The sequence below is a fragment of the Symploca atlantica LB2515 genome (genome assembly GCF_052546295.1).
In genome coordinates this window covers 3,268,198-3,293,974 of record NZ_JBQWMT010000001.1, presented here as the reverse complement: position 1 = coordinate 3,293,974, position 25,777 = coordinate 3,268,198, and the positions used below count along the sequence as shown (strand labels likewise).

At 42.5% G+C, this 25,777-nt stretch carries 23 protein-coding genes and 1 pseudogene; 11 read left to right on the top strand and 13 right to left on the bottom strand.

Going from position 1 to position 25,777, the window contains the following annotated elements:
• Positions 1-146: 146 nt before the first annotated feature.
• On the top strand, positions 147-4,190 hold the full coding sequence (locus ACT7WV_RS13670; RefSeq protein ID WP_445103421.1) for a hypothetical protein: 4,044 nt from the start codon (positions 147-149) through the stop codon (positions 4,188-4,190).
• 13 nt (positions 4,191-4,203) lie between these two features.
• On the opposite strand, the gene ACT7WV_RS13665 is transcribed toward ACT7WV_RS13670, so the two are convergent.
• Both ACT7WV_RS13665 and ACT7WV_RS25855 read right to left on the bottom strand, forming a co-directional pair.
• Positions 4,204-4,773 carry a Uma2 family endonuclease gene (locus tag ACT7WV_RS13665; RefSeq protein WP_445103420.1) on the bottom strand — a complete coding sequence of 190 codons (570 nt, stop codon included), beginning with the start codon at positions 4,771-4,773 and terminating at the stop codon, positions 4,204-4,206.
• 44 nt (positions 4,774-4,817) lie between these two features.
• Positions 4,818-4,997: pseudogene (locus ACT7WV_RS25855) on the bottom strand (hypothetical protein); the annotation flags it as partial.
• A 200-nt stretch (positions 4,998-5,197) separates the two neighbouring features.
• Between ACT7WV_RS25855 and ACT7WV_RS13660 the strand changes: the two are divergent.
• Entirely contained in the window at positions 5,198-5,407 is a 210-nt protein-coding gene (locus ACT7WV_RS13660; RefSeq protein ID WP_445103419.1) for a hypothetical protein, read from the top strand.
• 299 nt (positions 5,408-5,706) lie between these two features.
• Here ACT7WV_RS13660 and ACT7WV_RS13655 read toward each other — a convergent pair whose 3' ends face one another.
• The 5 genes from ACT7WV_RS13655 to ACT7WV_RS13635 form a co-directional block, all read right to left on the bottom strand.
• Entirely contained in the window at positions 5,707-6,246 is a 540-nt protein-coding gene (locus ACT7WV_RS13655) for a transposase (protein WP_463424206.1), read from the bottom strand.
• Between the two features lie 2 nt (positions 6,247-6,248).
• Positions 6,249-6,545, bottom strand: coding sequence for a transposase (locus ACT7WV_RS13650; protein WP_445101253.1), 297 nt, complete (start codon positions 6,543-6,545; stop codon positions 6,249-6,251).
• Positions 6,546-6,694: 149 nt separating this feature from the next.
• Entirely contained in the window at positions 6,695-7,135 is a 441-nt protein-coding gene (locus ACT7WV_RS13645; RefSeq protein ID WP_445103418.1) for a hypothetical protein, read from the bottom strand.
• A gap of 117 nt (positions 7,136-7,252) precedes the next feature.
• A complete protein-coding gene (locus ACT7WV_RS13640) occupies positions 7,253-7,894 on the bottom strand; it encodes a hypothetical protein (protein ID WP_445103417.1) in 642 nt (213 codons plus the stop codon).
• Positions 7,869-8,006: a pentapeptide repeat-containing protein gene (locus ACT7WV_RS13635; protein ID WP_445103416.1), complete on the bottom strand. Its 138-nt coding sequence runs from the start codon at positions 8,004-8,006 to the stop codon at positions 7,869-7,871. Before ACT7WV_RS13635 ends, ACT7WV_RS13640 begins: the two co-directional genes overlap by 26 nt.
• A gap of 299 nt (positions 8,007-8,305) precedes the next feature.
• Between ACT7WV_RS13635 and ACT7WV_RS13630 the strand changes: the two genes are divergently transcribed.
• Together ACT7WV_RS13630 and ACT7WV_RS13625 are read left to right on the top strand one after the other, a co-directional pair.
• Positions 8,306-8,497, top strand: a complete 192-nt coding sequence (locus tag ACT7WV_RS13630; protein ID WP_445103415.1) for a hypothetical protein — start codon at positions 8,306-8,308, stop codon at positions 8,495-8,497.
• 93 nt (positions 8,498-8,590) lie between these two features.
• Positions 8,591-9,001 carry a hypothetical protein gene (locus ACT7WV_RS13625; RefSeq protein WP_445103414.1) on the top strand — a complete coding sequence of 137 codons (411 nt, stop codon included), beginning with the start codon at positions 8,591-8,593 and terminating at the stop codon, positions 8,999-9,001.
• A 386-nt stretch (positions 9,002-9,387) separates the two neighbouring features.
• On the opposite strand, the gene ACT7WV_RS13620 is transcribed toward ACT7WV_RS13625, so the two are convergent.
• Entirely contained in the window at positions 9,388-9,582 is a 195-nt protein-coding gene (locus ACT7WV_RS13620) for a hypothetical protein (RefSeq protein WP_445103413.1), read from the bottom strand.
• Positions 9,583-10,147: 565 nt separating this feature from the next.
• Between ACT7WV_RS13620 and ACT7WV_RS13615 the strand changes: the two genes are divergently transcribed.
• Positions 10,148-10,486, top strand: a complete 339-nt coding sequence (locus ACT7WV_RS13615) for an STAS domain-containing protein (RefSeq protein ID WP_445103412.1) — start codon at positions 10,148-10,150, stop codon at positions 10,484-10,486.
• 115 nt (positions 10,487-10,601) lie between these two features.
• On the top strand, positions 10,602-13,253 hold the full coding sequence (locus ACT7WV_RS13610; RefSeq protein WP_445103411.1) for a TIGR03960 family B12-binding radical SAM protein: 2,652 nt from the start codon (positions 10,602-10,604) through the stop codon (positions 13,251-13,253).
• A 108-nt stretch (positions 13,254-13,361) separates the two neighbouring features.
• On the opposite strand, the gene ACT7WV_RS13605 is transcribed toward ACT7WV_RS13610, so the two are convergent.
• Positions 13,362-16,190, bottom strand: a complete 2,829-nt coding sequence (locus ACT7WV_RS13605) for a caspase family protein (RefSeq protein WP_445103410.1) — start codon at positions 16,188-16,190, stop codon at positions 13,362-13,364.
• 126 nt (positions 16,191-16,316) lie between these two features.
• A complete protein-coding gene (locus ACT7WV_RS13600; RefSeq protein ID WP_445103409.1) occupies positions 16,317-17,243 on the bottom strand; it encodes a DMT family transporter in 927 nt (308 codons plus the stop codon).
• A gap of 230 nt (positions 17,244-17,473) precedes the next feature.
• Between ACT7WV_RS13600 and ACT7WV_RS13595 the strand changes: the two genes are divergently transcribed.
• Positions 17,474-17,812: a YlmC/YmxH family sporulation protein gene (locus tag ACT7WV_RS13595; RefSeq protein WP_445103408.1), complete on the top strand. Its 339-nt coding sequence runs from the start codon at positions 17,474-17,476 to the stop codon at positions 17,810-17,812.
• A gap of 199 nt (positions 17,813-18,011) precedes the next feature.
• On the opposite strand, the gene ACT7WV_RS13590 is transcribed toward ACT7WV_RS13595, so the two are convergent.
• Positions 18,012-18,404, bottom strand: a complete 393-nt coding sequence (locus ACT7WV_RS13590) for a LapA family protein (protein WP_445103407.1) — start codon at positions 18,402-18,404, stop codon at positions 18,012-18,014.
• 158 nt (positions 18,405-18,562) lie between these two features.
• On the opposite strand from ACT7WV_RS13590, the gene ACT7WV_RS13585 reads away from it, so the two are divergent.
• Positions 18,563-19,342, top strand: a complete 780-nt coding sequence (locus ACT7WV_RS13585; RefSeq protein WP_445103406.1) for a PRC-barrel domain-containing protein — start codon at positions 18,563-18,565, stop codon at positions 19,340-19,342.
• A gap of 15 nt (positions 19,343-19,357) precedes the next feature.
• On the opposite strand, the gene ACT7WV_RS13580 is transcribed toward ACT7WV_RS13585, so the two are convergent.
• Positions 19,358-20,401, bottom strand: coding sequence for a hypothetical protein (locus tag ACT7WV_RS13580; RefSeq protein ID WP_445103405.1), 1,044 nt, complete (start codon positions 20,399-20,401; stop codon positions 19,358-19,360).
• Positions 20,402-20,587: 186 nt separating this feature from the next.
• Between ACT7WV_RS13580 and ACT7WV_RS13575 the strand changes: the two genes are divergently transcribed.
• Positions 20,588-21,853, top strand: coding sequence for a hypothetical protein (locus tag ACT7WV_RS13575; RefSeq protein WP_445103404.1), 1,266 nt, complete (start codon positions 20,588-20,590; stop codon positions 21,851-21,853).
• A 90-nt stretch (positions 21,854-21,943) separates the two neighbouring features.
• On the opposite strand, the gene ACT7WV_RS13570 is transcribed toward ACT7WV_RS13575, so the two are convergent.
• Positions 21,944-22,507, bottom strand: coding sequence for a Uma2 family endonuclease (locus ACT7WV_RS13570; protein ID WP_445103403.1), 564 nt, complete (start codon positions 22,505-22,507; stop codon positions 21,944-21,946).
• A 292-nt stretch (positions 22,508-22,799) separates the two neighbouring features.
• Here ACT7WV_RS13570 and ACT7WV_RS13565 point away from each other — a divergent pair, with 292 nt between their 5' ends.
• Complete coding sequence (locus ACT7WV_RS13565) at positions 22,800-23,696, top strand: hypothetical protein (protein WP_445103402.1); 897 nt, start codon at positions 22,800-22,802, stop codon at positions 23,694-23,696.
• A gap of 56 nt (positions 23,697-23,752) precedes the next feature.
• On the top strand, positions 23,753-25,675 hold the full coding sequence (locus ACT7WV_RS13560) for an Hsp70 family protein (RefSeq protein ID WP_445103401.1): 1,923 nt from the start codon (positions 23,753-23,755) through the stop codon (positions 25,673-25,675).
• The last annotated feature ends 102 nt before the right edge of the window (positions 25,676-25,777 follow it).

Below are 25,777 nucleotides of genomic sequence, written 5' to 3'. Positions count from 1 at the left end.
TGGCGCTTGTGAAGGAAAAATTACGGAGTAGGTTTGGTTTGATAATTGGGGTGCTAAAGCTTTCTCCTTCTTAGAGATGCTTAACAAAAACAGCCAAACTTTCCAGCCAAAGTCATGATGTAATTGAGGATATGGGACTGTTGCTTATGTCATCATCAGAGGCTAACTCAATTAAGATTAAAGTAACTACCAAGACTTCGCATCAATTGTTGGAAGGTTTGGCAGTATGGCGGATTTTGGGTTTACTTGCTGATACTCAAGTCAGTGTGGAAATCATAACTAATAATGACCATCCTGAACTGTTGGCAGGCTTGGATGCTTGGTTGCGTTTGGGTTTAGTTGATCAGGCTGCTGTTAAAAAACTATGCCGAGAAAATCTTACTTGTGCATTACCGATAAAAAAGACTGTACCGAGTGCTTCTCAACCAGTTCGGCAGTTACCTAATGTCTCTACCAGGGTTGCTTCGACAGCATCGGTAATTCCTCCACCCAGCAAACCTAAACCTAGTTGGCTAACTCAAAGATTGCAGTCCCTTCAGGCAGAACTCAGCTTGAGATGGTTGCTGTTTTTGGGCGTATTTATGGTGGTAGTCTCTTCTGGGGTACTAGCCGCTAGTCAATGGGCGAATTTTCCAGCAACAGGACAGTATGGAGTTTTATTGGGGTATACCTTAACCTTTTGGGGGGTTAGTTATTGGGCAGCACAACAGAGTAATTTGCGCTTAACCTCTCAGACTTTGCAAATTGTCACGCTGTTGCTAGTACCAGTTAATTTTTGGGCAATGGATGGTTTTGGATTGTGGCGCAATCCTATTGATTTGATGGTAATGGCTGTTGCTACAGTTATCCTGAGTATTATTGTCTTCCTCTTGTGGCGACTAGAGCAAAGACCATCTTTACCGATATTTAATTATTTAGGGTTAAGTTACCTACACTGGGGTTGGAGTGTGCTGGGATTTCCCCTCGTAGCGGTTTATTTAGGCATAGGTAGCACATTAGCTATATTTTACGCGAAATACAGCAGAAGTAATGCCTCTTTCAGTTTAGCTCTTTCGCTGTTGCAAATCGCGGTTTATGGCATAGGTGTGCTGCTATTTAGAGCAATTTTTATTGCGGGAGTGGAACTTCAGCAGTTGGGATTGGCTTTAGGTATCTGCGGCTGTTTCCTGTCATGGCTATCTCAAAAGAGTGAGGATTACAAGAATTCTCAACAAAAACAATCTACTCAACCAGCCAGATATAATTTATCCCCTATCTACAACAGCCAAAACTTTTTAGCTGCTGGATTGTTGTTTTTGGGTTGGCTAGTTTCAGTAGGAGTTGAATTTCCTTGGCAAGCAACCGCAGTTAGTGGATTAGGTTTGTGGTTCTTTAGTAATCACTTAAAAAGATTCTGGCAGCAAAAAGACTTAGCAGCGATTTTCGTCATTAGCTTACAGATGATCTGGTTAGCTTGGCGGCTGATTCCAGGAAATATCCAAACCCAAATGGTGGCAACTGCTACTGAGTTAAGCAGTTCTCAGAATACTCCTTTTGCTTTACTGAGTCTGGCTATTTTTCCCTATCTTATTTTAACTGTGGGGGTAATCGACTGGCTGTATCGCTTATCCAAGCGTCATTTGGCAAAATTTACGGAAACAACTGCTCTTTTTTTGGGAATTGCCCTAACTATTCTTAGTTTAGTTAATCCTCTGCTGCGGACTCTCAATTTGTTCAATTCCACCATAACTTTGGGAATTGTTAGCTGGCAGCGTAATCAGTTAGGTATTCCCCATAATCCTCAACCTTTAATATACCTAACTCATTTATTAGGTATCGGGACAATTGTCAGTACGATTGACTATTTCTTGCCTAACTTGAACTTAGAAAGTTGGGCGGCAATTGTCTTATTAGTAATGATTATAGAGTGGGGGTTCAGCTTAGGGATTAAACACTTAGTCGTCAGCACTCAAGTATCAGAGAAACTACGCCCGACAATCTATTCGACCCAATCTCCACCGCTTAGGGGTGAAACTGCCACCTATCCCCACTGGGGAATTTGGCAAGATAGTGCTTGGTATATTGGTTTAGGTTTAGCCAGCCTCAGTTACGGATTAATCTGGACTAATCATCAGGTTTCTATTAGCCACGGTGTAGGAAATTTATTATGGCTAATTACACCAATTAGTCTCACTTTGCTGGCAACACAGACATCAAATCAGCGTCAGAAATCAGCAAGTTGGTTAAGTATAGTTGCTTTAGTTGTGGTGCAATTCTTAACTTTGGGGATACCAGGTACTCAGTTAATTAGTTTAGGCGTTGCCACGGCTTTGATGTTAGTTAATACTCGCTGTTGGCAACAATTAATTGCTGCTGTAATTACAGTCGGGTTTGCTTTAAGTTTCCTAGCCGTACTTCTACTAGAAGGTATTCCTGAGTTGCCTGCACTGTCGGCATCAGGGTGGTTAATTACGGTTGCGATCGCCTCTACTAGTTTATGGCTATTCCGCAGTCTGGCAAGTCGCCGTTCCACTCAGCTAGCCCAGATTTATACTAAAGCAGCAGATGGATGGGCAATCGCATTATGCAGCCTGGAACTAATTATACTGACACTGCACTCAATACTTGTTTATTGGGGATTTATTTCGCCCACCGTTGGTGTAGTAATTGCTGGTGTAGTTACCCTGGGAGCAATTGCCTATCGCAGTTTACCTCAACCTAATAATTGGGCAATATATGCCATGGGTTGGAGTTGGGAATTATTGGCAGCTGAGATACTAGGCTTTATCGAACATCCCCTAATTAACTTAGCTGTTGTTAATCTAGCTTTTGGATTAATCTTTCAGCTAGCCGGGGATTGGTGGCAACGTCGCAGAGGCGTCAGTAACTTACCTAGTAGCTGGCACATTATACCACTGCTTTATGGCATTTTAGGAGCTGCATTACGCTGGGGACTTTTCACTAGTTGGACTGGTTTATTTTCCTTAACTTTAGCCGTGATTGCCCTGGGTATTGGGCGTAGGCGCGAACAATTTAAACCCTTGGTTTATCTCGCCTTATTTGGTATCTCCGTTGCTGCCTATGAACTGCTATTTTATCAATTTTCCCAAGCATCAGGAGGGGCAACGGGTGATGCTTTAATTGTCATGGCTGCCCTAGGTACTGGCATTATGTATGCCTATCGGATACTATCTCCCTGGTTAAAGAGTTACGCCCGTCTTAGTCGTGAAGAACTCAAAGTAATTGCCCATTTGCATTGGGTTTGGAGTAGTTGCCTGTTGATTGCTGCCACGACTTATCCGATTGCTGCCAAAATAATGGTGGGATTAGGAACGGGGGCGTTTTTAATTCAGTATGCCATCTTCGAGGGACGCAATAATACCCAGCTACGCATAGGAGAAATCTGGGTTTATTTGGGTTTTGCCGAAACATTTGCCATGAGAATCTATTGGCTAAATACACCAATAGCAAGTTTATTCTCTGGGCCGTTAGTACCTTGGAAAAGTGCAGTCGCGTCTGTATTTGCTTATTTTCTCTATTTTCTACCCTGGGAGAGTTGGGGTTGGTCGAAACGTCCCTGGCAATTAGCTGGAATTATCGTACCATTAATTGCGGTTGGGGAAAGTCCTTTAGTAAATAATCCTGCGAGTTTACTCATAGTAGCCGCATTTTATATTTGGCTGGCTATAGTCAATCGGCAAATTCGCTTTACTTATCTTAGTGCTTTGCTAATTGACTTGGTATTTCTGCGCTGGTTTTGGCAACTGCAATTGAGGGATCCATTGTGGTACATCATCCCTTTAGGATTGTCTTTACTTTACATTGCCCAAGTCGATCCAAGTTTAATAAAATCAGAACAAAAACAGGCACGTCACAATTTACGTTTACTTGGCTGTGGTGTAATTTGTCTGGTGGCCCTCTGGAGTAGTCAATGGAGTGGTTTAGTGCCAGGTGTGGTCAGTATAGTGGCAATTTTTGCGGGTTTGGCTTTAAGAATTAGGGCTTTTTTGTATGTAGGTACTGCCACCTTTTTAATCAATGCTTTCTATCAGTTAGGGATTCTCATTTTTGATTATTCTTTCTCTAAGTGGGTGGTGGGTTTAGTTGTCGGTATTATGTTTATTTGGATTGCCGCAACTTTTGAGACGCGCCGTCATCAGATTACGGCTTTATTGCGCCATTGGGTTGATGAGTTGCACAGTTGGGATTGAAGAGGGAAATTTGTTAATTGAAAAAAGATACATCTTCGTACACCGCTGAAATTGGGCAGTGAAAGTCGATACTATCTAGGTATAATTCATCGCCTTCATTGTAGCGGTAGAGTACCCAGCGTCCTTCTGCGTCTCGCCGAAACCGTTCCACCCGCATCCGTTTTTGATTAATTAACACGTATTCTTGTAGTGTTTCTAGTTCACTGTAGTCAGTGAATTTATCACCTCTGTCAAACGCTTCAGTTTTATCAGAAAGGACTTCAATAATTAAGCAAGGGTAATATTTGTAGTAGTCAAAATTTCTATCCCGTTCGTCACAAGTAACCATAACATTGGGATAGTAAAAGGTATTGAGAGGTTCAATTCGCGCTTTCATATCTGCCACATAAAGGCGACAGCCAGTTCCCCGAATGTGAGTTCTGAGCAAGGCAACTAGGTTAGCCGTGATGGTAACATGAGCATCGCTAGCTCCTACCATTGCATAGATTTTCCCTTGAATGTATTCGTGTTTAATTGGGCCGTCTTTTTCGGCTTCTAGGTAGGCTTCTGGGGAAAGATAGAAGTTTTCTTTACTAATAGTCATAGGTGAGAAAAAGTATTTAGACTTATATTGCTTTATGTTTAGTTTTACCTCTCAATTTCCATCTGGGCAAAGTGTTCCATTAGCATGCGGTGAATGAAAATGTAGCCTCCGCCTACTTTTTGTAGGAAGATGCGATCTGTGGCGTAGTCGAGGAAGCGAGCGTAGTTCCAGGGGATATAGTTGTTGTGGTAGAGGATGAGGCGGAGGGTGAAGTGTTGGATGCAGGTCTTACTGCTGACTCACAGCCCTATAATTAATCCTCCTATCAGAATTTTATCAACAGTTCATACAAGCTATAAATTAGCCTCTAAGTCTACATTGATATTTGTAGCATTTTGTTGACGTAATAAATTTTCAAAATTTATTTTCCTGAAACTTGCTTGATTGCTTGAACACTTTAGTAGAACTAAAGGGCAAGTAAACAATGGCTGATAAAGAATTACCAGACTCAGACTATGTAAGTAGGTGTACTGAGTCATTGGAGAATTGGCAAAGCAAGGTATCTGAAGATAGTGATGAATGGAAAATTTTAGGTAGCGCGATATATATATGCAATACTTATAAGGAAACCTTGCCAAGATATAAATCAATTCTTCCAGATGCTGAAAAATGGCCCCCTAGAAAAAAACAATAGTAATGATAAATTTTACAATCGATCAATTAATCATAAATTTGATTAAGGAGTAAGTTGAGATACACATTAACTTCTGTTGTCACTTCATCTACCTCAGTCCAATCTTCTGCTTTCTTTTTTAAGACATTAAAAGCATGTTCAAGAAGTTGACGCGGACACTCTTCTAAATTCTCTTTTAAACTATCTTCTATGGGTAAAGCACAAAACCATTTAATGGACTGATAAAGCCAATCTAGACAAATAAATAGAAAATCACAAAAGCTCTTTGTCGCTGCATATAGAACCCATTTGGGATCTATCTAGCCATTTGCCAGTCTTTTGAGCATCAGTCGGACAAAACAAAGATTAATTTTGGTGGTAGAATTCTCAAGAGTTTTTTCAAAGTTCTTGACCAAACTTTTACATCTCTCCATCCAAGAATTGCTTCTTTCAATAACCCACCTTGCTTTGACTGGAACAAAACCTGTTTTTCCTTCTTTTTCTTTTTGGGTTTTGTCTGGTTTGGCTGATAGATTAAATCTAATCTTGGTCATTATCTGGGGATAAACTTTTTTCAACTCTTCTGCCAATTTTTCAGGATGATATCCGTTGTCAAGAAGGATAGTAATTTTGGGAATATTGACAGGTTTAGATTGGAAATAATCAATATTATCTGAGAGCATTTCAATTAAGCCCCGGTCATCGGAAATCGATGCTTTGGTGCAGTGAGTAAAAAAAGGAAATCCCAAAGTATCTACGGCTAAGTGCCTTTTGATGCCGTTTGTTGATTTGTAAAAACAAAAACCAGACGATTCTTTACTAGCATTACAAGTGTTCTTTACCGCCTGTGAGTCAATAATTATTAAGGTTGTCCATAATGGTTTTTTTTAACCTTCTGCCGCAGTTGTCCATGCAGAATATCTCGTATTTTCTCAATTATTCCTTGTTCTCGCCACTGTTTGTAATGCCAAAATACAGTCGAATAGGGAGGTAGATCTTTTGGCAAATCACACCAATTACAACCATTTTTGAGTTGATAGAGAACCCCATCTAAAATTTCCCTCTTGCTCCATGTTGGGGGTTTGGTTCTTTTTTTCTTAGGTAGGAGGGGTTCAATAATTTCCCACTCTTTATCTGTCAAACTGCTTGAATAGCTCATTGTCTCTTAGATCAACTCAAGTTATGGAAGGTGCCAAGCACCTTCGACAAAGAACGGTGCAGGGCAATCACACAGTTCGAGTAAGTTTGTATTCGATAACCAGTATCTTGGATTATTATACCGGAGAATGTAAAGATACCAAATGGGTTCTATAAATATTCATCATCATAAAATCCTGTAATATCTATAGCTTCTAAGGTAGCACTAGCTGTAGATAAAGTAAGATTGCACCGAACTCTTATTGGTTTGAGATAGGAAGTGATAGCATAATGTGCGTAAATTGTTTCAACTTTAAAGACTTTCTCGATTCCATATTCGGCATTTTTTGTTATATTTCTACTTTCTTTTTTTTTTGCTTCATCTCCAAGCTGATTTAAGAAATTATCCAGGATGCTTCTTCGCGGATCAGAGCTAGTTTGAATGTTTTCTAAAAGAGGTGTCATCATGCTTTCGATTTGAACGATTAGGGTTATATGGTTGACTGTGTCGCCTATCTGGTTAGCATTAACGGTTTCAGCATCAATTAATCCCCCGTCAAACTGGGAACCCTGTAGGTTATTATTCGAGACTTTTTTAGGGTCTTCCGCCATGGAAATCTCTGTTTATTGCTGACGTATGAGATGCTTCACTCCGCTACGCTGCGTACTCTTCGAGAAGCAAGCTACTGCATGACAGGTTTGTCCAAATTATTAAGCATACTCCAAGAATTACTCTGCTTCCGCCTCAATCCAACCTCTGACCATTTCAATGGGAATGCCAATCGGGGCAAACAACACCTTCAAGGCTTCGATACCACCTTCTTTGAGCGCATTCTTTAGCCTTGCTTTGAATGTCGGGTTTTGTTTAATTTCTTGTTGTAGAGTCACAGCCAAAGCACTCTGCTTCTCGATTTCGCTAGCATTTGGATAAGTTTGCTCTAGTTGTTGCAGAATTTGCTGAATTTCTGCGGCTGCGTCAGCTAGGTTTTGTTTTTGCTCTAGCGGATAATTGTTAATGTTACCGCCTATCTGCTCAGCATAAACGGTATCGGCATCTATAAATCCACCAGCAAAACTAGCACCTCTAAGGTCATTTTTAGTATATTTTTTAGGGGCGTTCGACATGGCATCTCCTTGATGATGATAAGTTTGTGCGTAAAAACTCGGACGCTGTAGCGCCGTCTCTACCATATTCTCTAAACTAGAAATTCGGCTATCTTTCTCAGCTAAGAGTACCCGTACCTCTGCCTCTGCCAAAGATTTCACCTGGTTGTATGTAGTAAAATATTCAGCACTTAAGGTAGAGCGATCGCTATTTGGAGCCGTTGCTGCACGGAGTAAAAACTTATCCTGTCCCCGTTTCTCCCTCACTAAAATCTGCCCCAGAAAGATTTTTCCCCTTGAATGATTGGCCACGAAGATTTACACGGCGAAAACCTCGCTCCCCGGCTGCATATCGTCTCAGAACCTCTTCAGCTTTCATGCCATTCGCCTACCTGCTCGAAAAAATCATCGAGTTGCTGTAAATAATCCAGTGAAACTTAACCAGAGTAATACTTGCATCTTGACACTGCACTATTCCGAAGAAGTGCTCGCTTTTCACCCTTAAACCTTAGCTGAACCCTAATTCTGAACTTTTGGACTTCTGTATTCCTGAACTCCCCCAAGTCTCAATGAATATAATTAATGAAACACTGATTAATAGTCTTGCTTTATAGCAGGCTTTTGGTCATGCTCCCTCTCGCACTCAAACCCCTATCCTAGTTAAGGAGCTTAATGCTAATGAGTGAAGGGTCAATTGTACAAGTCTCTGCTTACCCTGGCTGGATAGTCGGTGTAATTCACACCACGACTATCGGTTATCAGTGCTGGGTAATTAATCCTGATTTAGACGTTTTAAGTGATGGAGAAATTTACCATAGCAGTAGTGCGGCTATGGCCGCAGGTCGTACTTTTATAGAAAGAAGTCGATGAGGTAATAATCAAGATGCCCCTGAGCGCTATTGCTAGCAAGCGTTACTTGCAGTAGAGTAACAACTAATCCAATAAATCTCAGTATTTATTCGTGTGAAGCAGCTATTAATCGGTTCAGCTTCAGAGTTCCAGCCTAGCCAGATTGTTTGTTTGGAGCATGAAGATACTCGTTTATACGCCGAGGTCATTCAAGTTGTGACATCGCGGCAAATGTGTTGGGTACGTCCCTTAATGCTGGTAGTTTCGCCAGTAGTTAATCAATTGCTACCCATAGCGTTACCAGAATACCTGGCTTTGTATGATTTACGCTCAGGAGCAGATTTGCTCTGGCCTGCTAATTTATTCAGACATGCCCTAGATACCGAGGTTATTAGCCTCATGGCTGAACTAGACAATTTAGAAGATGCCCCATCTAAAAACCATCTAGATACTCACAAGCAACTTAGTGGCTTTATGCGCAGAGTTTGGCAAGCCTACCAGCCTGATTCCCAAGTTTCTTATTAGAAGTAGTTTAGTCTTTCCTTAACCCAATCTCTTACTTCCAGGGATGTTGCGTAGTTGTAGCACCCTATAAATTATTGCATTGCCTGGAAAGCTTAATAGCTATTGTCAGTCGTTCAGGAGTAGACTTGGTTGCTATGGAGTCAGATATCTTACTGACAAGTGTTGCTAAGACCCCACTATCCAGGTCGGCGAGCAAGTGGCACAATTATCAAACAGTTTACAGATTAGATTGTCTAGGAGCCGATGTTTAGGTTAGCCCTCGTCAGCAGGAACTTGTTTACTTTCCCCAGAGTCTTAACTCTTATCTAGAGCTTCAGCTTTTGTGCAAAAGTAACTAAAAAATCTTTGATCACAACTAATCTCACTTTGAGACGGTTAGTCTTGGTCTATAGGCTGGGAACTAATTGAATTCGACCAGCATCCATCTCAGACATTAATAGTTCAAGTGCTTCATAATCCACATCTGAGATATGACCGGTTCTTGTCAGTTCATAGTTAATTTCGTTTTCTATATCAGGAGTTAGTTTCCTAATATAAAGAGCTTTTTCTACTAATTGACGGATTGCATAGGTGGTTTTCATAAGCTATGTAGTGGAACTCCATAATGATTTAATTCTCTGCTGATTGCATCGCAAACTAGATGATCCAAATCATGCATTTTATGTGATTGAAGTCACTTTTGTCTAGTGCCCGGTATTAGGTAATTTTCCGACTGGAGTTCATAAAATGGAGTATAACTCTATATAATGCAGTTAGAAGATATCAGGTGCTGCAAAATAGTTTTGATCAACTCTCAATCGATTTAAACCTTGCAAATTAGCAAATTTACGCTATTTTGTTTTAAAAGAGTGGTCACCGTCACTATCTATCCAGAGACATACATATTTTTCTCTTCTTGTCAACGATTAGTTTGATTGGTTAGCATGTGACTTATAACGGACAAGTAAACAGATAATTGAAAGTGATTGATTGAGAACTAGCAAAGATCTTCATCGACTCTTATTAAAGGTTTTAATAAAACATAATCAATCATGGATTATGTTTGGCAAATCTAAACCAAATTAATAGTCCTTCCGTAAACGTGCGGAAGCTATTAAGTATGTTCTTTCTCAAGTTTTTTGTACTAGTAAACGCGAGGATTGAGATATGACCAGCGCTACCATCGATTCACAAGTGAAAATTATTCAGCCTTCTGGTCGCCTAAATGCCGCCAACGCTGTTGCATTTCAAAATCAGCTAGCAGCAGATGTATCATCAAAGCCGCATTCTTGTTTACTTGTTGACATGCATCAAGTAGATTTTCTCGATAGTGCTGGCTTAATGGCTTTAGTTTCTGCTCTGAATTTGGCTCAAACTCTACAACGGCGCTTTTGCCTTTGCAACGTAAGTCCCTCGATCAGAATGATTTTTGAGCTGACTCAGTTAGACGAAGCATTTGAAATTTTTGAAAGCCCTGAAGCTTTTGTCACCGCCATCAACAACTAAGTAATTGAGCCATCAGGCTAATCCCGTCACTATCGAGCTGATCCCCAAGGAAAACATCTATTAAGATAAATGGTTACTAAGGGTTAGCTGCAAAAATTAACGGGTAAGCTTGATCATGGCGATCACCGTCACGGACATACTGACAAAAAACATCAACAGACCAGCCCGTTACCTAGGTAACGAGTTAGGAGCGATACGCAAACCCTGGGAAGAGGCAGGGGTGCATTGGGTATTAACCTACCCAGAAATCTACGAAGTCGGCGCTTCCAATTTGGGGCACATCATTCTCTACAATATTTTGAATGCCCAGCCCAGGCAATTGTGCGATCGCGCCTATTTACCCGCGCCAGATTTGGCAGCAAAACTCAAGGAAACTCAAACACCCTTGTTTGCTGTCGAAAATCGGCGATCGCTCAAAGATTTTGATGTTTTAGGCTTCAGCCTTAGCTATGAGTTAGGGGCAACCAACATTCTAGAAATGCTGGATTTGGCTGGTATTCCCCTAACCTGGCAAGAACGAGCCCTCAGTGAAATCAGGGAAATCCCCTTAATTTTTGCCGGGGGACAGACAGCAACATCGAATCCTGAACCCTACGCCGATTTTCTTGACTTTATTGCTCTAGGAGACGGAGAAGAACTGCTGCCAGAAATTGGTCTAGTTCTTGAAGAAGGCAAACTAGCTGGATTAAGTAGGGCAGAGTTACTCCTAGATCTGGCACAAGTACCAGGAGTCTATGTACCCCAATTCTACGATATGGCAGAGGATGGCTCAGTTCATCCCAATCGGCCCGATGTTCCTGAACGGATTCTGCGGCGGGTGGCAACACCAATACCGGCTTACTCCATCGGCTTAGTACCCTACGTTGAGACAGTACACGACCGACTTAAAATTGAAGTGCGGCGTGGTTGCACTCGTGGTTGCCGCTTCTGCCAACCAGGGATGCTAACTAGACCAGCACGGGATGTTGAACCAGAACGAGTAGTAGAGGCGATCGAGTCTGGCATGCGAGCAACCGGCTACCATGAATTTTCCCTACTCTCCTTGAGTTGTTCCGACTACCTGGCACTGCCAGCAGTCGGTATGGAGATCAAAAATCGCCTCAAGGATGAAAATATTTCCCTCTCTCTACCCAGTCAACGGGTAGACCGCTTTGATGAAAACATTGCCAACATCCTGGGTGGCACGCGCCAAAGTGGCTTGACCTTCGCCCCAGAAGCTGGCACGCAACGGATGCGGGATATTGTTAATAAAGGGTTGACTAATGAAGAACTACTCAGAGGAGTCAAGACAGCCTTTGAGCAGGGTTGGGATAAAGTCAAACTCTACTTCATGATTGGTCTACCCGGTGAGACAGACATTGATGTTCTCGGCATTGCAGAAACCGTTAACTGGTTGCAGCAGGAGTGTCGCGCCAAGGGCAGAAGACTCCCCAGCTTTAACATCACAATTTCTAACTTTACCCCCAAGCCCCACACGCCTTTCCAGTGGCATTCAGTGTCAACTAGCGAGTTTCAACGTAAGCAAGAGTTATTGCGGCAAGCCTTTCGTCGAGTTAAAGGCGTCAAGGTGAATTACACCGATGTCCGCATCTCTGCAATGGAAGATTTTGTGGGACGGGGAGACAGGCGCTTGGGAGCAGTGGTACGTCGCGCTTGGGAGTTCGGTGCTGGGATGGATTCCTGGTGGGAAAGTTTAGATCGGGCATTTGCCGCTTGGGAGCAAGCGATCGCAGAATCAGACCTCACTTGGAAATACCGCCTAGTAGAAAATGGCGAATGGAATGTTTTTCTAGGGAAGAGTTTAGAACAGTTGCCAATCGCAAGTTCTCCAGCACAACCTGCCACTGGCAATCCCCTCGACGCCCCCTTGCCTTGGGATCATATTGACACGGGGATTGATAAAAACTGGCTCAAAGATGACTTGCAAAGAGCTTTAGAAGCAGCAACAGTACCTGATTGCTCCTTTGAAGGCTGCTCCCACTGCGGTATCTGTGGTGTTGATTTTGGTCACAATGTGGTGATTCAAGCACTGCCAATTCCTGAGTTTGCAGGTCACTTTAAACCCGACACCACCAAAGCCCAAAGACTGCGAGTCTGGTTTGGTAAGTTAGGCGACATGACTTTGGTCGGTCATCTGGATTTGGCAAATCTGTTTGATCGGGCTGTGAGAAGGGCTTCCTTGCCCATTGCTTACAGTGGTGGCTTCCACCCAGGCCCTCGGATTATGATTGCCAATGCCCTAACATTGGGAGCTTCTAGCCATGGTGAGATTGTGGATTTTGAACTCACTAAACAGGTTGATCTAGAGCAGTTCCAAGAACAGCTAAGTTCGCAACTACCACCAGATATCCCACTGTATCGCGTGGAGGAAGTTGATTTAAAGGCTCCTGCTGCTACTCAGGTGTTGGAGAGAGCCGAGTATTTGATTAAGGTTGCTGTTATTGGTGAGGTTTCTACCGAACAGTGGCAGGATTGGGTTGAGGCAATTCAAGCGAGTGAGGACATCTGGTGGGAGCAGACAACGAAGTCTGGCAAAAAGAAACAGGTTAATTTGCGCGATCGCTTATTTGAGTTAGAGGTTAAGCAACCTCAAAGCTCCCTGGAGGAGGAAGAATCTTCGGTAGTTCTGCAGTATCTGGGAAGTTGTCGCAATGACGGGACAATCTTGAGACCAGAGCATCTAATTTATATGTTAGAGCAGGTGGCGCAACGGGAGTTCCAGTTATTGCATACTCACCGCCAGCAATTGATTCTAGCGGAAGGATAATTTTCCCTCAAAGCTAGCTTGACCACTGGCGTTGCCTAGTTGCGGGATCAGGGAGATTTTCCCCCTTGTCTCCCTGATCCTTTATTCATCCCCTAATTGTGCAACACCTTACGGCGCAATAGTCTCCTGCTGCTGGGGTGGTGTTGGTGGTTCTTCTTGGGCGCGGTTCCATAGCAACCTGCCAAGGATCATTGCTACTGCCAAGGACAAGATGATGCCGAGTACAAAGCCTAGCTGTAAGCCACGACCACTTGTTGGCTCACTAGGGGTATCTTCAGAACGACTAGGGGTAGGTTCTTCGGCTGGAGTCTCAGCTAAATCAGGGTTTTCCATGGGCGTTGTATTAGTCTCATCGGTTACTTGCTCTTCTACTCCCAGATCAGCAGTTGCTGAGACTGGCTGATCAGAATCCCTTGCCAATTTCTGAGCTACCAGTTTGGCAAAGAAAATCAGAATTGAACCTTGAGGGTGGTGCTGTCCTTTACTTAAGGGTTCTGGCAATTGCTCTAACTTAATTTCGGCTTGAGCATGCTCCCTGGCTTGCCCCCTACCCAAGGTAAGGAAAGACTCACCACTATATGCGATCGCCAACAATTGTTCATTTTCCCTCAAAGGCGCATCTACCCACAAAACTAGTGGTTCTTCTGGCGTCACCACTGTAGGATTTTCTACATTGCTTAATTCCAGGATACTCAGACCAGGGTCTGTTCCTCGACCTGAGGAAAATTTAAAGGCTTGAGCTACCGCTGGGTCTTGCCGCAAAATTGCTGGTAACATCAAGTTACCTAAACCTTGACTGACCTGACTAAGAGTAGTTAAACGAGCCACTGCCTGCAAGCTGGGATGAGGCTGTAGCTGGGTTCTCGCACCCAGTGAAACACCTTCTCCTCCTTGAGGAACTGGCGTCATTGGTCGGGAGTAGACGGTAGTAATTGTAAGCTGACTGGTGTACCAGTCACCGCAGTACTCTTCCCCCTCAGGAAAGATACTAAGTTCACGGGTAGAGACGCGCCTCATTAAACGATTGAGAGTCGTGCTGCTTAACCCCATTGTGCTGCCGATGGGCCCTCTAGTGGCACCAAGTGGCTCTCTAGCATCGTGAGGCTGGTCAAGTTTGCCCTGCTGCAACAGCGTTGAGTCAAATTCTGCGGTACTAACAATTAGCTTTAGTAAATTCTGGCGTTCAGTAATACCTTGTTCCCATAAATCTTGCGGCACTTGCAGATAAGCCGGTTGACCATTGAGAGTCCAAATTTCTTCTCCTGGTGGCAGCCAGACACCAGGCAGCAGCGCTGGATTAACAGCATAGGACTCAGTTAAACCCAGTAGGGTGCAGTAGAGGCGCTCCTGGCTAGTATTGGTGAGCTTGACTCGAAAACTTGGCTGTTGCCACTGACCATTTTCATACTTGCAGGTCAAGCTAATCTGGGAATCTTCAATCTCTTGATCGTCCTGATAAATTTGTATCTGGACTGCATCTGCCGGAAGGCTTCCTGTAGCTGGAGTAAAAAGTTGGGCAGTGTTTGTCCAACGAGCGATATGTTCTAAGTACTGAATTGCCTGTAGAGCCGTTTGAGGTGTATAACCTGTAATCGGGGAAGTGAGGGGACGATGATCCCTCGGCTTGGTGATCAGGTATTGTCCATTCTCAGCTAATAAGCAGAACGCGGCTGTTGTTAATTCGCTTGTTTCCCTTAAGTATAGGGAAGGTTGCCCTTCTGGTCGAGCTTCCTGCAAAGCCTGACGAGCCAGTTCTCTACCTGTAGCTTCTCCCTCTAGCCAGATGTCTAAAGCTGGCAAGGGTAAACTGATGATCACAGCCTTAAAAGTCATTTCCGGAGCTAAATCTGCGACACCCCTAAGCCGAACTTCGCTTAGTTGCGGCAGCACTTGAGTAACTTCAGCCTCCCCAATAGCTTGTATAAGTTGGTGTAATTGTTCTGAGGTACTCTCCAAGGGAAACAACTTTAGCCAGGTAGTTTCAGTGTCTGATGGCTGTGGTATACCCTGTGCAGCACCACCATTAATTACCCAACCGTGAGTTGGATGATGGCTCACATTAAAGTAGGATGTCTGCGAAGCAATCGCACCTCCAAGAAAATGCTGGTCAAGTTCGCTAGAATTAGAGACCGCGATTTGGGGAGACTGAGTACCAACTTGGCTATGCACCATGGCAGCAGCTCGCCTGAAGAGTTCTCGATAGGTCAAACTAGTATTAGCCTGTCGCAAGATATCCATAAAAAAGTAGGAGAAGGCACCTTGATGTTTGCCATCTCCCCAAAATTCTTGAGCAGCTTCCCACTCTCGACTAGCAGCTAAGAGTACCTGCCGACCTTGAGGTAAAATTGACCAGCCTGTGGAATTTTTTTCCAGACTACGAGCAGCTAGAAGTTCCCCTACTCTCTCCCGTGAGACAATATAGCTATCTAGGGGGCGTTCTCGTTCGTCTAAAGGAAGGCAACGCAGGTTGAGGTGGTCAAAACCACCACAGGAAGTAGAGCAATCCAAAATAATCGTGATTTGAGGATTTTTCTGGGCAACCTCTGCAATCAACTGTGTTAGTTCCTTGTCGGCTAGATCCCAATTACCTGCTGTGCGACTATCCCAACAAACTAGGGTTTCGTGCAAGCGGTTTGGTTCAAGGTGACAAAATTCCGGTGGGGATTTTTCCTGAGAGCCACGACCGCTGTAGTAAAATAAGGCGACATCCTGACTCTCGGCTTGACCTAGATGCTGGCGAAATCCCTCAATGATTGCCTGACGGGTCGCTTCTTGATTTTGAAGCTTGAGTAAGTTTAGTTGGTCACCTTCTTGAGTAACTCTTCCCCTCAGATAAGCTTCTAGAGTCGTGATGTCGTTAACACAACCTTTGAGTGGAGAAATTGGACTGGGATAGTGGTCAATTCCGACTAGAAGTGCGTAGATTTTACGGGTCATGGCTGCCCTCTGCCTTATATTACGCGGGAAACTCTCAAGGAGCTATTCTTTATTAAAGACTTTACTGGTTATGACTAAATTTTCTACTGTAAGTGCCATCAAATAGAACAATAATCTCTGAAAGTTTTACTTTAGACCTACTAAGAGAGCAATCCCACTGATAGCTACCAAGACTCCCAACACGGCTCTTTTGCTCACTGTTTCACCCAGAATAGCCACAATTGGCAGCACAAATAAGGGACTGGTGGTGAGGATGGTTTGAGCAATTCCTGCTGCTGTAAACTTGAGCGCTGTTTGTTGTAGCCAGATTGCCAAGTAGGTGCCGACAAAGGCTGCGAAGATAATTGCTTGCCATGCTTGCCATGAGGGTAAGTCTTTGGCTAGCCTGCTCATCTTTTGCCGTAATAACCCTGTCAAGGGCAGCAGAACCAACACACCTGCACTTAAACGTAGCAGTGCTGCCCACAGGGGGCTAATATTAGTATTGGCAAGAGCAGCTCGTGATAGCACGGCACCGCCTGCTTGAGCAAACGCCGCCAAAAGACCAAAACCAATTCCCTTGTGCAAATTTAGGGGACTAGCTATTCTACCAGGCACCCGTTCCGTAATCACCCAAGCTACGCCGAGAATGGTCAATAAAATGCCGCACCAGGCACCGATACTTAGGCTTTCTTGCAAAAAAAGTAGGGCGAGAATTGCCACTAAAGGTGGTGCTAAGGTTTCCATCAGTAGGGCGCGACGTACTCCCAGGCAATTAATTGTCTCGAAATAAGCCGTGTCTCCCAAGGCAATACCGATTATGCCAGAAAGTAGCAGTAATCCCAAAGCTTTGATATTGAGTAATGGTAGCTGAGTACCGTTCAAGAAAATGGTAAGTAGGAGCAGGGCGATGGCAATTACTCCTTTCATTAAATTCAGTATGATCGGTGCATAGGAACGCCCCAAATGCCCATAAACCACTGTAGATACTGCCCATAAAAAGGCAGCTCCTAGAGCTGCTAATTCTCCTTTAAAGTCTGTACTCGAAAAGTTGATATAATTGTCCAAAAGCATTTAATCCCCTTCCTTCAGTAGATTTTTTACAGCTTCTCAACTACTGAATAGTACCTGTGGGAAATTTTACTAAAACTACAAAATTTCTCAAGCTATCCCCGAATATTTGAGTCAAAAATCCAATATTTTTTCTGGGGAGCTGTACCTTTTAGGGTTATTTATGCTATAAAATGCTTAACCAAAAATCCCTTGAATTTGGTACGATTCAACAAAGAGGACGGGACAAAAAAATGAAATACACATTTGAAATCCTTGGCGTCTCTCCAGTTATAGACTTTTTCAGTTATCAACTAGAAACCAAATCAGCTGGACCTGAATATTTGGGAACCTATCAATGTACTCTTGATGCTTTTATTGAATCAGTCGAAACTGTTCCCCCAAAGCGAGGTTGGGAACTAGATAAAGTCGTAGATACTGTAATCAAGTTTTGGGTGAATCACTCAGAGAGAATCCGCTACTGGCAAACCGAGTTAAACGATACGGGTGAAAATAATTTATTAGTTTCTAGAGTGGCTGATGTCAAGTCATTGAAGGCTGAATTTGAATCCCTCTTGGGTCAAAATTCTTGATGATAGACTTGGGCAAGAATAGCCGATACAGCCGAACTGAAAAGACAACCTAGACTCTGATTTCTTTTAGGAAAATATGATTGACCGAGAGGAGTTTGAAGCAAAAGTAGGGCATCTGCCAGAAACGAGATCTTTATTAAGTAATTCTTTTTCTTGAGAGGCAAAAAAGAGAGGTTTTAATCTAGTTTTTTCTACTAACTTAGTTACTTTCATCTGGGAGTCTTGGTGGCTGCGTTGGTTCTGACTGTGTTGATGGAGTTTGCCCTATCTCTAGCTTCAAACTATTCTCTAGATAATCTATTCTCTTTCTTTGGGAGGAGATTTTTTCAATTTTTTCATTAGAGTCTTTCTCTAGTTCGGTAATTCTCTTTTTATGATTGGCTATTTTCCAGTTTTTCTGGAGGATTGTCGGTATTAATGCTAAGATGCCGACTGAAAATCCTACAGCCATCGTTAATAACAGCACCAAAGCCAAAGAGCCTTCTACTCTCCATATACCAAAGACTATTGTTGTTATCACACTATTTTGTAAGGCAAACAATATAGCTGTAACTGCTATAACAACACCCAAAATCACTAAAAATAATCGCATCAGAATAAAAAGGAAAATCGACAGATCTACTAATTAGCACAGATAGTCACGTTCGAGTTTAGTCTAAGCTACAATCAAGGTAATAGATAATATACCCAATTTAACAGCAAGCAAAGCTTGCATTAATTGTTTATAGGATAGCCTAGGAGAGGTCTTCAATGTTTACGCAACCGGAAGTCCTAAAGCAGAGCCAACTAATTGATCGCCTGGTGCTAGATCGTCAGACGGCCGAGGAAGTAGGTCGTGTGGCACAATTATTGCTGGATCCTCAAGCTCATCGTGTAGTCGGCTTAATCTGCAAGTCGGGGTTTGTTGGTATTAAGAAAAAATCATTTACTTGGACACAAGTTGAGAGCATTGGCACTGATAGTATTATGCTCAGCGGTAGCCAAGAAGAAACAGACCTAGAAAAGATTGAATCATTAGATTCTCTGATTGATAGCGAGATTTGGACGGATGCTGGCAACAAAATAGGTAAACTAGTAGATTACCTAATAGAGCCGGGAAGTGGTAAAGTACTCAACTACTTATTTTCCTCCAACGGCTTGCATGGTTTACCAGAAGGTCGATATACATTGCCGCCAGTGGGAATTTCTAGCATCGGTAGCAAGCGGATTATCGTGCTCGATACCGTAGCGCAAAATAGCCAGCCGTATCTAGAAGAGGGAAAGAAAAAAGTTAATCCCGCAGCAGAGTATCTTAAGGAAGACTTAGAGAAAACAAGGAATGATTTAGAAGCATTCAAGCAGGGTGCTCAAAACGTCTTTGGACAGGTGAAAGAAAGAACGCAAGCAGCAAGAGAACAAGTCCAAGAGCAAGTTGGTGAAGTAAGAACCAGACTACAAAGAGATGCTCAACCTGCTGATAGTGATGCTACTGATCTCAAGCCTGACTCGGAATCCACTATACCATCCAAAGATATAAATAACGGTAGGTAGTGTTAAGCGATTGCATTAGTTGGGGTTGAAAATTGTTTCGATGTCAAGCTGTAGCTGTATATGATTTAGTTGGTGACGCTGTTGGTCAATCCAAGCCTTTTCAGCTACACGCTGTTCTGGTGTTTCTTGCTGATAGCGTTCTTGTCGTTCTAAGAAGTCATTATAGAATGCGATCGCTTGTTCAATTGCCTGAGTCACTAACTTCATTCTGTCATCAAAAATTGCTGTGACATAATAAAATATTTTTAAATTAATCTTGTGTTTAAACTCAACAACATCCTTCCAGTAGATATCACCCCAGCCATTGTCTACCAAAGTCTTCACGTCTGGCTTAACAGCCGTACTTAGCCTCAGAAGACCGTTGGGCAAATTTTCAGTGAACTGATTAAAATTAGTTTCAATTTTTCTAATCATCAAGTCAAGCTGCTTGGCAACTTCGGCTTTTTCTTGCTGGCTTAGCAAATTTGAGTAGTATTGAATTTTTTCAATGTCAACGGTAGTTAATTTACCGTAAATAGTCGCCAAAGCATTTTCGATAATTTGGTTAGTTTCTCGCACTTGATGCTCGACTGACGGATGTATATCTTTAATAAAACCCTCTTTTTCCTGCCAACCTATCCCTTTTTTTTGTTTACCTCCGGAGTCAATGAACCATTTTCTTGTAACTAAATTGAGTCTTGTTTCCCAATCATTTTGGGCTTGCTTAATTGCGACTTTCTTACATAGTCTACCCAGATCATCAATTTTCACTAAACAGCCACTAATTTCTCCGATTTGTTCCCATATTTCAAGTTTTGCCGCTTGGGAAATTCTTGGCTTACTCAGCCAAACGTCTTCGGCAAGATACAGTTCATCAGAACATTGTGTGACTAGTCTCTTAAGTCTGTTAGCCGCTTCCTCTAGTTCTTCAAGGCATGGTTGAATTGACTGTCTTAGGCTTTTAGCAGAGTGCTTAATTTCCGGAGAATTATGCTCATTTATCAGAAGTCGTTCAACAGATTGGTTAATTTCTTGGAACGCTCTTAAGTATTCATTCATCCGTGTAATTACCGATTTCATTGATAAGTAGAACAATTAATATGCATGTTCAGATAGTAAATGTTCTACTCAAATTTGCATCTAGTATGGCTTATAAATTAAATGTTGGCAAAATTCTAGTCAGAGACTATGGCAATTCTAGTTAATGCTTGAGATAGTCGAATGCCGTAAACTCATTAATTGTAAAAAACTTCGAGATATCTGGTTATGAATTTTGTGTTTCGCCCCGAACATATGCTTGGTCTTGCCAACGGTACACTCAAGCAGGTTGTATCATCCACAGGTGTACCACTGAGTATGGTCAGAGATGCAGCAACAGGTCAAATTGTTGGTCATGCTGTTCGCACTCTTAGCCAACCATTCGTAGCTTTTAGCCAACCATTTGTAGCTGTGATAGATGGCTTACAGATGGTTCAAACCCACCGAGGATTTCAAAAAACCTACGCAATGCTTAATGCTCTCCAAGACAGCGTAGGAGTTTTGCAAGCGACTACAGCGGTGATTGGCGTTGGTACGGTGACATCTGTGGCACTATCAGCAGTAAACTTGTATCAAACTTTAAAACTGAAAGAAGACGTCAAGCAACTAAGGTTCGAGATTAACCACGGTTTTATTGACTTAAAACAAGTATTTAAAGACCAAGGAACGGAATTTATTCAGTGCCTTAACGAGGTTGCTAAAGATATTAAATTTGAACAGCAACGGCTAGAATTTATTAAGGCTTATGGACAGTTTATAGAAGCGACTAAGTTGATTAAATTAGCTATGTCCTGCGATATAAGTATCAGAAACACTGATTTGGCAAATGCCAGACAGACATTAGGTAAAGCTTTGGCAATTTACAACAGTCCTCATCTATTGTCAGAAAATTGTGCAGCTGGACAACTACGCCAATTAGAATGTGCTTGGGGTATTGAACAGACAATTGCTTTAACCTATCAATTGCAGAATGAGCCAACGGCTGCAAGCCATCAACTGTCCTGCCTTCAAGAGAAGATCTGCAAAGATACTCTTACCGTGATTGACCAATGTGCATCTGAAGATGAGCTGGATTTTCTCTTCCCTGAAATTACCCGAATTTACAATCATGATTTAGCTGTTCTAGAGTCTTGGCAACATCACATTGATTGGATGCAGACTCTTTCGTCAAGAGAAAAGCAGCTATTAGCTAGTTCAAATTTATCAGCTGTTGAAAGTTCAGATACTCAAGAAGAATCAACAATTTTAGTAGAACCAAAAGAACAGGAACTATACAAGAATTTGAAGCAAAAATCTCATTACCTATCTCTACGTGACCAACTCAAGTTTATGTTTAAGCCTGAGTTACGCCGCAAATATGAATCCTACATTGCTCAGCAAGCCATAGCTTCCGACTGGAAGGCTTTAGCTACCTCAAATTGGCAAGAAATAACCGATTTGACGGTTGCTAACCTCTATTGGTACTTTAAGAATAAACAAAAAGCAGTGGCTTGAAGAAGCCTGTTATGGCGGGATTGCAAAGAACGTAGTGTTCCCCTGGAGAGAACTAGCGCTGCACCAGAGGCGATCGCTAATTAATTGATTCTACTCCCGCAGCCAACCAAACAACTCCTCCACACTCAGCCTTAACTCACTGGCAAAAGATAGCACAGGAAGCTGCTGTTCTGATTCATCAAACACTTCCAGTTGTTGCTTAGCAAGATAAACAAATACTGTTTGCTCACCTGGATCAATCAGCCAACCCATCTGAGTCTCGCATTTCAAGCAGTGCAGAATTTTTTTTGTGACTTTCGTCTGACTTTGCTCAGGTGATAAAATTTCAATAATCCAATCAGGATCGAACGGGAAAACGTTAGCAATTTCCCCATTCTCATCACGGGGAATTCTATCTCTAACAAACACAGATACGTCTGGTACAATTGAGTCTCCACCAAATGTACACCGCAGTTCTGAAAAAGCTCGCCCAATTCGTTGAGGCTTGAGTACTACATTAATAGCAGTGGACAGTTCGGTTTGAATTACGCTGTGCTTCCCTTGGAGCATTGGCTTTTGAATAATTTGACCATCAATATACTCACTAGCAGGCTTAGTTTTTGGTAGTTTGAGAAACTCTTCCAAGGTTAGGGGTTTTGATGGTGTACTTACCATTTGAATGTACCTCCATTGAAGCCAGTCCCAAGAGCTTTTTTCTCCATTTTATCGAGTCTTGGCTGATGAAACGCTATTGCCTCCAATTCAATCTACACTCAACCGAAGCGAGTAAACCTCACCTCCAGCAAGAGGCTTGATCAGTAAACTGGAGGGAGTAAGTAGATTGGCATTAATATTTGTCGTTGAGGTAAGGCAGAAGGCAACTGAGGGGAGTAAATAAAGATACAAGTGCAAAATCTGAGTAATAGTCTTCAGGATAAAATGGGCTCTAGTTGATGAAAATATTTTGATGAAAACATTACTAACACTTTTTAGTAAAGAACGGGGCGAACTTCAGACAGAAATCGAGAAAATGACTAGCCCAGAGCAAGTTGTTAAGCTGGTGCAAAACAGACTCGATAATCTGGAGAGGAGTTACATCAGCGAACTGAGTGTTGCACAGGTACGTCTGGCTTCCTTTTTTTTGGACACAGTGCGCCAGTCTATTGGCACTCTCGCGGCGGCTAGCGAGACAAGCATTTCGCCACTAGAGTCTGAGCAAGTTAAGCGGTTCTCTAGCAAAAGTATCATCCTGAAAGTGCTACAGGGACTAATCTGCCTCGGCATTTTAGAGTCTTTATTTTCCTTGAGTAGAACTTCTCCAGGTGCTTGGATGGATATTTTATTATTGTCTCTGCTTGCCGGATTAGAAGTTATCTCTCAACTCGACAAGGGTAGTAGCGCCAATCGCTCCAACTCTCTGCAATCTGCCTCAGCACCTCAAGCAATCGTGCGAGTTGATAGCCAAGTTGTTCTGGATAACCTTGCCGAAGCATTGAACATGATCGACTTAGCAGTTGCTAAAACTGAAGATACCAAAAAATCCCTCGATGCCAGCGGTATAGAAGAGTTACCAGAACTGTTAAATCTGCTGCAAAGGCTAACGGGTGCGTCATTTCTAGAGAAACCGCAGATGGCCCTTGAACTGACAAAACTGCTTCCTCAAATTTTAATGGAACAGGGAATTCGCACTCAAATTTACCTACCAAACGACTCCCAGAGCGATCGCAATTACTTTGATTTTGAGCCAAGTATCGACCCTGGGGCTAAAGACTATCTAACCATAACTCCTGCACTATTAAAAGGCGATCGCTTATTGCGGCGAGGAAGGGTTATCGAGCCCGCGTACTCCGAAGCAAGAGACTAGGGGCAATATTAGTCACTCTTAACTTTCCTAATATCTGACACTTATTTCAGGATAATATGCACGTTCTAGAAACAATCGGTTTCGATTTAGGACACGGTGAAACTGCTGTGGCTAAGGCGAGGGTGGAGAGCATTGAGCCACCAGAAATGCTAGAAATTAATAATAAAAAAGTACAAATTACGGCTCTTGGCTGGCATCCTGATTTAGGCTATTTAGTGGGAGAACAAGCCTTAATTCAAGTTGGCGTTACGCAACTAGAAATTGCTTTTAAACAAAGACCAGATAAAGACACTAACTATCAAAAAATAATTCACCATTTCCTGAAAACTTGCTACCACCTTTTGAAAGAAAACAAACAAATTGAAGGTGGAGAAATCAGTCAATTTTTCATCGGTTGTCCTTCCGGATGGTCAATAAGCGATCGCCAGGAATACCAAAAGTTAGCTAAGCAAGCTGGCATTCCTTTAGTCAGCGTCGTTCCTGAATCACGAGCAGCTTTCATGCAAGCCAAGGAAGCTGGTAAACTGGGTTATGACAAGCTTAAATCCTCGGTACTAATTGTTGATATTGGTTCTTCAACGACGGACTTTACCCTAGTTAAGAGCTTGCACGAAATACCGATGGATTTCGGCAGTAATACACTAGGAGCATCTCTGATTGATAAGGCAATTTTTGCCCGAACTCTTGCCAATCACGAAGACAAAGCGTTACTGAAACGAGTATTTAAAGATTTTCCCCATCATAAGGCTCGGTGCGAACTTGCTTGCCGTAAAGCGAAAGAAGATTACTTTTCTAACGAGCAACTATACAGTAATCCGCAATCTTTTGCCCGTGGTTTTGAGTCAATTAACGAGCAGATTTACTTTGTTCCTCAAGTTAACAAGACAGTGATGGAAGAGATTTTGAATCAACCTTTGCCTGAACTGGAGGGCAAAAGTTGGCTTGAATCATTCCGTGAGTCCGTGATTGAAGGTAAAACAACGCTGGAACAACAGGGTATTGTACCGAAGGTAGTGCTGATGACTGGTGGTGCATCTCGTATGCAATTTACCCGTCAAATTTGTGAGCAAATCTTCCCGGAACCTGAGTCTCAAGTTCGCCCAGATCCCGAACCGGAGAGGTGTATTGCTTTGGGTTTAGCAAGGGTGGGAAGATGGGATTTGCGTGCGTCGGCGTTTAAAGCAGAAATTAACCAACGGTTTGATTCAAAGAAGCTCAAAGAACTGATTTCTCAGCATATTCCAGAGTTAATTGAACTATTAACTAAACCTCTGTCAGAGGGACTAATTGAAAATGCAATTAAACCGGGTTTAAAAGACTGGCGAAGTAACAAAGTCCGGACTTTGGCAGACTTAGAAAACCGGATGAAAAAGCAGGCAGAGGAATGGATTACTAGTGAAGAATCACGACAGATTATTAAGAACCAATCTGTTACTTGGTTTAATAGTAAAATTCAACCCGATTTAGCCGCAGAAACTGACCCCATTTGTCAAAAGTTCCAGATACCCAGGAGTAGTTTAAGGTTTGAGGAAGGTATTAACCCGGCTGTGGTTAATCCGGAGTTATCAATTGGAGATACTATCCTTGCCGATACGGTGGCATTTATTGTCAATGTAGTAATTGGTGGAGGCACTGTGGGCAGTATTATTGCTTTGCTGCTGACGGGTCATTTTACTTGGCCAATTGTGCTAGTTTACGGTGTATCGGTAGTTGCTGCGGGAGTGGAGATAACGCGCAGTAAAACCCAAGAGGCGATTAAGGCAAAGCTAGATATTCCTAGCTGGAGTCGTTCTTTTTTGTTGAGTGACAATAAGCTGGAGTCGATTTGTGAGCAAATAAAGCCCGAATTAGAGAAGGTTTTTCGGGAGCAATTAACAGAGAATCATCAGGCTTTTGATGAGTTAAATGAGAGAATTGGGCAGGAGTTGAAGAAGGCGCTTAATGCGAAGGCTGAAGAGGCGGTAATTTTGATTCAGTAGGATAATTTGCGGTAGATAAGCCTGTCAACCATGCTACAAAGATGAAATAGTTGCAGCCCAATTATTTAATTAACCAAATGGAGAAGCGATCGCATGTATTTA

What these genes read in the sequence shown, in the direction of transcription:
- ACT7WV_RS13670 (WP_445103421.1), top strand. Translation starts at nt 147, where the DNA reads ATGTCATCATCAGAGGCTAACTCAATTAAGATTAAAGTAACTACCAAG.
- ACT7WV_RS13665 (WP_445103420.1), bottom strand. Translation starts at nt 4,773, where the DNA reads ATGACTATTAGTAAAGAAAACTTCTATCTTTCCCCAGAAGCCTACCTA.
- ACT7WV_RS13660 (WP_445103419.1), top strand. Translation starts at nt 5,198, where the DNA reads ATGGCTGATAAAGAATTACCAGACTCAGACTATGTAAGTAGGTGTACT.
- ACT7WV_RS13650 (WP_445101253.1), bottom strand. Translation starts at nt 6,545, where the DNA reads ATGAGCTATTCAAGCAGTTTGACAGATAAAGAGTGGGAAATTATTGAA.
- ACT7WV_RS13645 (WP_445103418.1), bottom strand. Translation starts at nt 7,135, where the DNA reads ATGGCGGAAGACCCTAAAAAAGTCTCGAATAATAACCTACAGGGTTCC.
- ACT7WV_RS13635 (WP_445103416.1), bottom strand. Translation starts at nt 8,006, where the DNA reads ATGAAAGCTGAAGAGGTTCTGAGACGATATGCAGCCGGGGAGCGAGGT.
- ACT7WV_RS13630 (WP_445103415.1), top strand. Translation starts at nt 8,306, where the DNA reads ATGAGTGAAGGGTCAATTGTACAAGTCTCTGCTTACCCTGGCTGGATA.
- ACT7WV_RS13620 (WP_445103413.1), bottom strand. Translation starts at nt 9,582, where the DNA reads ATGAAAACCACCTATGCAATCCGTCAATTAGTAGAAAAAGCTCTTTAT.
- ACT7WV_RS13615 (WP_445103412.1), top strand. Translation starts at nt 10,148, where the DNA reads ATGACCAGCGCTACCATCGATTCACAAGTGAAAATTATTCAGCCTTCT.
- ACT7WV_RS13610 (WP_445103411.1), top strand. Translation starts at nt 10,602, where the DNA reads ATGGCGATCACCGTCACGGACATACTGACAAAAAACATCAACAGACCA.
- ACT7WV_RS13605 (WP_445103410.1), bottom strand. Translation starts at nt 16,190, where the DNA reads ATGACCCGTAAAATCTACGCACTTCTAGTCGGAATTGACCACTATCCC.
- ACT7WV_RS13600 (WP_445103409.1), bottom strand. Translation starts at nt 17,243, where the DNA reads ATGCTTTTGGACAATTATATCAACTTTTCGAGTACAGACTTTAAAGGA.
- ACT7WV_RS13595 (WP_445103408.1), top strand. Translation starts at nt 17,474, where the DNA reads ATGAAATACACATTTGAAATCCTTGGCGTCTCTCCAGTTATAGACTTT.
- ACT7WV_RS13590 (WP_445103407.1), bottom strand. Translation starts at nt 18,404, where the DNA reads ATGCGATTATTTTTAGTGATTTTGGGTGTTGTTATAGCAGTTACAGCT.
- ACT7WV_RS13585 (WP_445103406.1), top strand. Translation starts at nt 18,563, where the DNA reads ATGTTTACGCAACCGGAAGTCCTAAAGCAGAGCCAACTAATTGATCGC.
- ACT7WV_RS13580 (WP_445103405.1), bottom strand. Translation starts at nt 20,401, where the DNA reads ATGAAATCGGTAATTACACGGATGAATGAATACTTAAGAGCGTTCCAA.
- ACT7WV_RS13575 (WP_445103404.1), top strand. Translation starts at nt 20,588, where the DNA reads ATGAATTTTGTGTTTCGCCCCGAACATATGCTTGGTCTTGCCAACGGT.
- ACT7WV_RS13570 (WP_445103403.1), bottom strand. Translation starts at nt 22,507, where the DNA reads ATGGTAAGTACACCATCAAAACCCCTAACCTTGGAAGAGTTTCTCAAA.
- ACT7WV_RS13565 (WP_445103402.1), top strand. Translation starts at nt 22,800, where the DNA reads ATGAAAACATTACTAACACTTTTTAGTAAAGAACGGGGCGAACTTCAG.
- ACT7WV_RS13560 (WP_445103401.1), top strand. Translation starts at nt 23,753, where the DNA reads ATGCACGTTCTAGAAACAATCGGTTTCGATTTAGGACACGGTGAAACT.